Origin of the sequence: Melaminivora alkalimesophila, assembly GCF_000282995.1 — a bacterium.
GTDB classification, from domain to species: Bacteria; Pseudomonadota; Gammaproteobacteria; order Burkholderiales; family Burkholderiaceae_C; genus Melaminivora; species Melaminivora alkalimesophila.
Map to the genome: position 1 here is coordinate 1 of NZ_ALEE01000233.1, position 6,148 is coordinate 6,148.

7 protein-coding genes and 1 tRNA gene are annotated in these 6,148 nt (G+C 69.6%); 3 read left to right on the forward strand and 5 right to left on the reverse strand.

Features of this window, described 5'->3' with window-relative positions:
• From secG to rpsO, 5 genes are all read right to left on the reverse strand, one after another.
• Positions 1–132: preprotein translocase subunit SecG (gene secG, locus A612_RS04155; protein ID WP_040435984.1), on the reverse strand; the 132-nt coding region annotated here is incomplete at its 3' end.
• A 39-nt stretch (positions 133–171) separates the two neighbouring features.
• Positions 172–936, reverse strand: coding sequence for a triose-phosphate isomerase (tpiA, locus tag A612_RS04160; RefSeq protein WP_241209511.1), 765 nt, complete (start codon positions 934–936; stop codon positions 172–174).
• Positions 936–1,940 carry an NAD(P)H-quinone oxidoreductase gene (locus tag A612_RS04165; RefSeq protein ID WP_019373297.1) on the reverse strand — a complete coding sequence of 335 codons (1,005 nt, stop codon included), beginning with the start codon at positions 1,938–1,940 and terminating at the stop codon, positions 936–938. Before A612_RS04165 ends, tpiA begins: the two co-directional genes overlap by 1 nt.
• Positions 1,941–2,022: 82 nt before the next feature.
• Positions 2,023–4,251 carry a polyribonucleotide nucleotidyltransferase gene (gene pnp, locus A612_RS04170; protein WP_019373298.1) on the reverse strand — a complete coding sequence of 743 codons (2,229 nt, stop codon included), beginning with the start codon at positions 4,249–4,251 and terminating at the stop codon, positions 2,023–2,025.
• A gap of 193 nt (positions 4,252–4,444) precedes the next feature.
• A complete protein-coding gene (gene rpsO, locus A612_RS04175) occupies positions 4,445–4,711 on the reverse strand; it encodes a 30S ribosomal protein S15 (protein ID WP_019373299.1) in 267 nt (88 codons plus the stop codon).
• A gap of 228 nt (positions 4,712–4,939) precedes the next feature.
• Between rpsO and A612_RS04180 the strand changes: the two genes are divergently transcribed.
• The 3 genes from A612_RS04180 (at position 4,940) to greB (ending at position 6,112) form a co-directional block, all read left to right on the forward strand.
• The gene (locus A612_RS04180) at positions 4,940–5,212 is read left to right on the forward strand and encodes a hypothetical protein (protein WP_019373300.1); all 273 of its coding nucleotides are present in this window, start codon (positions 4,940–4,942) and stop codon (positions 5,210–5,212) included.
• Positions 5,213–5,387: 175 nt separating this feature from the next.
• Positions 5,388–5,464: transfer RNA gene (locus A612_RS04185), tRNA-Arg, on the forward strand.
• A 75-nt stretch (positions 5,465–5,539) separates the two neighbouring features.
• On the forward strand, positions 5,540–6,112 hold the full coding sequence (gene greB / locus A612_RS04190) for a transcription elongation factor GreB (RefSeq protein WP_019373301.1): 573 nt from the start codon (positions 5,540–5,542) through the stop codon (positions 6,110–6,112).
• Positions 6,113–6,148 lie beyond the last annotated feature (36 nt).

Consider the following 6,148-nt stretch of genomic DNA (forward strand, 5'->3'; position numbering starts at 1 on the left):
GCTGCCGGAGCCGCCGCTGCCGAAGGCCGCCCCCATGTCGGCGCCCTTGCCGTGCTGGATCAGGATCAGCCCGATCATCGCCAGGGCGGTCAGGATCTGCAGCGCCAGGATCAGGTTCACGAATGCACTCATGGTGTTCTACTTTCGAATGGGTGGGAAGGGCCGGGCGCCTCAGCTGGCGCGCGCGGCCGCAATGATCTGCAGGAAGTCGGCAGCCTTGAGCGACGCGCCGCCCACCAGGCCGCCGTCGATGTCCGGCTGGGCCAGCAGCTGCGCGGCATTGGCCGCGTTCATGCTGCCGCCATAGAGGATGGGCACGCGCTGCGCCTGCGCGGTGGCGGCGGCGAGCTGGGCGCGCAGCACGCCGTGAACCTGCCGGGCCTGCTCGGGCGTGGCGGTGCGGCCGGTGCCGATGGCCCAGACCGGCTCATAGGCGACCACGATCTCGCTGATGCAAGGGCCGTTCGCGCGGATCACCGCCGCCAGCTGCCGGCGCACCACGTCCTCGGTCTGGCCGGCCTCGCGCTCGGCGAGCGTTTCGCCCACGCAGACCACCGGCGTGATGCCGGCCGCCAGCGCCCGCTGCGCCTTGGCGGCCACGTCGTCGTCGCTCTCGCCGTGATACTGGCGCCGCTCCGAGTGGCCGACCAGCACGTAGCGCACGCCGAAGTCGCGCAGCATCGCCGCCGACACCTCCCCGGTGTAGGCGCCGCCCTCGTGGCGCGAGACGTCCTGCGCCCCCAGGCGGATGTCCGAGCCGGCGACCAGCGACTGCAGCTGCGCCAGGTAGGGCGCGGGCACGGCCAGGGCGACCGCGCAGTCGCCCGCCCCGCCCGCCTCCTGCAGACCGGCGCGCAGCGCCTGCACCAGGGCCTCGTTGGCAGCCAGGCTGCCGTTCATCTTCCAGTTTCCAGCGATGAGCTTGGCTCGGGTCATCACGTGCTCCATGTCAGGACAATCTTGCCCACGTGCCGGTTGGATTCCATGAGGGCATGCGCCTCGGCGGCCTGGGCGGCGGGGAAGGTGCTGTGGACGACCGGGCGGATGCGGCCCTCGGCCAGCAGCGGCCAGACCTGCTGGCGCAACGCCGCGGCGATCGCCGCCTTGAAGGCCACCGGGCGCGGGCGCAGCGTCGAGCCGGTGATCACCAGCCGGCGCCTGAGCACCGCCCCGGCATCGATCTGCGCGCGCGTGCCGCCCTGCACGGCGATGATCACGATGCGCCCATCCTCGGCCAGACAGCCGATCTCGCGCGCCACGTAGTCGCCCGCGACCATGTCCAGGACCACGTCCACGCCGCGACCCTCCGTGATGCGCTGCACTTCGGCGACGAAGTCCTGGCTGCGGTAGTTGATGGCGTGGTGCGCGCCCAGCGCCAGGCAGGCGGCGCATTTCTCGTCGCTGCCGGCGGTCACGATCACCGTGGCGCCGCGCGCGCGCGCCAGCTGGATGGCCGTCACGCCAATGCCGCTCGAGCCCCCGTGCACCAGCAAGCGCTCGCCCGGCTGCAGCCGGCCGCGGTCGAAGACGTTGCTCCACACGGTGAAGAAGGTCTCGGGCAGCGAGGCCGCCTCCACGTCGGACAGCCCTTCGGGCACCGGCAGGCACTGCAGCGCCGGCGCCACGCACCACTGGGCGTAGCCGCCGCCGGCCACCAGGGCGCAGACGCGGTCGCCCACCTGCAGCCCGGCCTCTTCCATCGCCTGGGCATCACCGCCCTCGATCACGCCCGCCACCTCCAGCCCCGGAAGGTCCGAGGCGCCAGGCGGCGCGGGGTAGTGGCCCTTGCGCTGGATCACGTCTGGACGGTTCACGCCACTGGCGGCGACACGGATCAGCACCTCGCCCGCCCCCGGCTCGGGGCGCGGCCGCTGCACCAGGCGCAGCACCTCGGGCGGCCCGAATTCCGTGATCTCCACCGCCTGCATGGACTCTTGCATCACTGCCTCTCGCATCACTGCGGCGGCCGGCAGGCGCATGGCCGCCGGCCACCTGGCCCCAACTGGACGGCCCGCCGCGCCTTCAGAGACCGGGCGTCGCCTCGCCGTCCGTACCCTGGCCGCTGCCGCCGCCCTGGCCATTGTGGCCGTTGCCGCGGCCGCGGCCGCCCTCGCGGCGCTCGCCCCGGTCACCGCGCTCCGGGCGCTCCAGACCGGCCGGGCGCTCGAGCAGCGCCTTCATGGACAGCTTGACCCGGCCCTTCTCGTCGGTCTCGAGCACCTTGACCTTGACCACCTGCCCTTCGTGCAGGTAGTCGCCCACCTTCTCCACGCGCTCGTGCGCGATCTGGCTGATGTGCAGCAGGCCATCCTTGCCAGGCAGCAGGTTGATCAGCGCGCCGAAGTCCAGGATCTTCGTCACCGGCCCCTCGTGGACCTGGCCGACCTCGACCTCGGCCGTCAGTTCCTCGATGCGGCGGCGCGCCTCGTCGGCCTTGGCCGATTCGGTCGAAGCGATGGTGATGGTGCCGTCTTCCTCGATGTTGATCTGCGTGCCGGTCTCCTCGGTGAGCTGGCGGATGGTCGCGCCGCCCTTGCCGATCACGTCGCGGATCTTCTCCGGGTTGATCTTCATGGTGTAGAGCTTGGGCGCGAAGCTGGAGATCTCGGCGCGCGCCTCGCCCATGGCGGCCTGCATCTCGCCGAGGATGTGCAGGCGCGCCTCCTTGGCCTGCGCCAGGGCGACTTCCATGATCTCGCGCGTGATGCCCTGGATCTTGATGTCCATCTGCAGCGCCGTGAGCCCGGCCGTGGTGCCGGCGACCTTGAAGTCCATGTCGCCGAGGTGGTCCTCGTCGCCCAGGATGTCGGTCAGCACGGCAAAGCGGTTGCCCTCCTTGATCAGCCCCATGGCGATGCCGGCAACATGGGCCTTCATCGGCACGCCGGCGTCCATCAGCGCCAGGCAGCCGCCGCAGACCGAGGCCATGGACGAGGAGCCGTTCGATTCGGTGATCTCCGAGACCACACGGATGGTGTAGGGGAACTCTTCCTTGGAAGGCAGCAGCGGCACCAGGGCGCGCTTGGCCAGGCGCCCGTGGCCGATCTCGCGGCGCTTGGTCGAGCCCATGCGGCCGGCCTCGCCGGTAGCGAACGGCGGCATGTTGTAGTGGAACAGGAAGCGGTCCTCGTACTCGCCGGCCAGCGCGTCGATGCGCTGCGCGTCGCGCTCGGTGCCGAGGGTGGAGACCACCAGCGCCTGGGTCTCGCCGCGCGTGAAGAGCGCCGAGCCGTGGGCACGCGGCAGGAGCGAGGTGCGGATCTCGATCGGGCGCACGGTGCGCGTGTCGCGCCCGTCGATGCGCGGCTCGCCGGCCAGGATCTGGCTGCGCACGATCTGCGCCTCCAGGTCGAACAGCAGCGATTCCACGGCCGTCGTGTCGAATTCCGCGCCCTCGTCCTTGAGTGCCTGCAGCACCGACGCCGACGCCTCGCGCAGCGCCTGGGTGCGCGCCTGCTTGCTGCGGATCTGGTAGGCCGCGCGCAGCTTGTCCTCGGCCAGGCCACGCACCTTGGCGTCGAAGGCCTCGTCCTTGGGTGCGGGCTTCCAGTCCCACACCGGCTTGCCGGCCTCGCGGACCAGCTCGTGGATGGCCTCGATGGCGATCTTGCCCTGCTCGTGACCGAAGACCACGGCGCCGAGCATCACGTCCTCGGGCAGCTGGTCGGCTTCGCTTTCCACCATCAGCACGGCGGACTCGGTACCGGCCACGACCAGGTCGAGCTGCGAGCTCTTGCGTGCCGTCTGGCCGGGGTTGAGCACATACTCGCCGTTGATGTAGCCCACGCGCGCCGCGCCGATCGGGCCGCTGAAGGGAATGCCGGAGATCGCCAGCGCCGCGCTCACGCCGATCATGGCGGCGATGTCGGCATCCACCTCGGGGTTCAGCGAGATGGTGTGGATCACCACGTGCACCTCGTTGTAGAAGCCTTCGGGGAACAGCGGGCGGATCGGGCGGTCGATCAGGCGGCTGGTCAGCGTCTCGAGCTCGGACGGCTTGGCCTCGCGCTTGAAGAAGCTGCCCGGGATCTTGCCGGCGGCGTAGGTCTTCTCGATGTAATCGACCGTCAGCGGGAAGAAGTCCTGGCCAGGCTTCGGATTCTTGGAGGCGGCCACGGTGGCCAGCACCACGGTGTCGTCGATGTTCACCAGCACGGCGCCCGACGCCTGGCGGGCGATCTCGCCGGTCTCAAGGATGACGGTCTTGTCGCCCCACTGGAAGCTCTTGGTGACCTTGTTGAAAATGCTCATGATGGCTCCTTGTTCAGGGATTGAGGGCTGGCGCGCGCTTCCATGCAGAACACGATGCCATTCCAGCGGCGCTGGCGGGCGCGGACCAGCGCCCCTGGAATGACACAGCTTCGCTCTGCAAGAGCCTGCGCGCCAAAACAAAAACGCCTGAGCCAGGCAGAGCCAACCCAGGCGTTGTTGCGTTCGGCCGCGCTTACTTGCGCAGGCCGAGCTTGGCGATCAGCGCGGTGTAGCGCTCGGCGTCCTTGGCCTTGAGGTAGTCCAGCAGCTTGCGGCGGCGGCTGACCATGCGCAGCAGACCACGGCGACCATGGTGGTCCTTGGCGTGCTGCTTGAAGTGCGGGGTCAGCTCGTTGATGCGGGCGGTCAGCAGAGCCACCTGCACTTCGGGGCTGCCGGTGTCGTTGGCAGCGCGCTGGTTGGCCTTGACGACCTCGGCCTTGACGGATGATGCGATCATGGAAAGTTTCCTGGAGTGAGGCCGGCGCACGCGACCTTCGCGTGGCCCGGGGCCTGGTTTTTTTGACTTGCGCGGGCGACTGGAAAGGCCGCCGCGTGCGTTCTGCACGGTGCAAAACCCGCAAATTATAGCGCGGGTCGTCTTTTCCAGCGATCCGACCCTCCCCCGATGGCCCTGCGGGCGGCGCGGAGGCGAAGATGCGCCTCCCGCCCTCCCCCAGCCACGTCCATGAAACGCTGCCACCGCTTCCTGCTGCAAGCCGCCTTCTGCCTCGGCCTCGGCCTCGCGATGGGCGCTGCCCCAGCGTTCACCGCCGCCGCGCAGCAGGCCCCCCAGGCCCGCAGCCAGCAAGACAGGAAAGCCCCGAAGGCGCGCTCCGTGCGGGTGCGGCACCAGCCGGCCGGCTCGCAGGAAAGCGCCACCGAGCGCGAGCGCCGCCTGCGGCGCGAATGCCGCGGCCGCCCCAATGCCGGTGCCTGCCTGGGCTATACGGGGCGCTGACGGACACAGGCTTGCAGGCCGCACCCGCTTTTTTGCCCTGCAAGCCAGCCACAGCGCAAAAAGCGCATTACAATCTCGGCATCGCCAGTGTGGGACCCGGTGCACGGCAGTGACCGGAAAAAAACTGGAGATGCTTGAAGAGAGACGGAAATTCCGTGCTACAATTCAAGGCTTCGCGGCTGTAGCTCAGATGGATAGAGTACTTGGCTACGAACCAAGGGGTCGTGGGTTCGATTCCTGCCAGCCGCGCCAAACCCGAAGCCCTGAAACCACCCGGTTTCAGGGCTTTTTCTTTGGCTCGTCGCCAATTGCCGGCACCATGGCGGCATGAGCAAGGCTTTCACCCGCGAGACCGACGTCCCCGACGAGGACGACGAACTGCCCGCCGGCCCCAGCATCCCGGCCGGCGCCAAGAACTACATGACCCCGCAGGGCTACGCGCGCCTGCGCGGCGAGCTCATGGAGCTGATCGACGTGGAGCGCCCCAAGGTGGTGGACATCGTCCACTGGGCGGCGAGCAACGGCGACCGCTCGGAGAATGGCGACTACCTCTACGGCAAGAAGCGCCTGCGCGAGATCGACCGCCGCATCCGCTTTCTCACGCGCCGCCTGGAGATCGCCGAGGTGGTCGATCCTTCGGTGCACCAGGGCAGCGACCAGGTCTTCTTCGGCGCCACGGTCCGCTACGCGGACGACGAGGGCGAGGAGCGCACCATCACCATCCTCGGCATCGACGAGGCCGACAACGCCCAGGGCCAGGTCAGCTGGATCTCGCCGGTGGCGCGCGCCCTGCTCAAGAGCCGCGAGGGCGACGAGGTGCAGCTCATGACGCCGGCGGGCCTGCGCCGGCTGGAAGTTCTGTCGGTCAGCTACCCGGCGCCCGCGCCACCGGCACCCTGAGCCGTTGCCGCGCGCCCGCCGTTCAGCGGCCCGCGG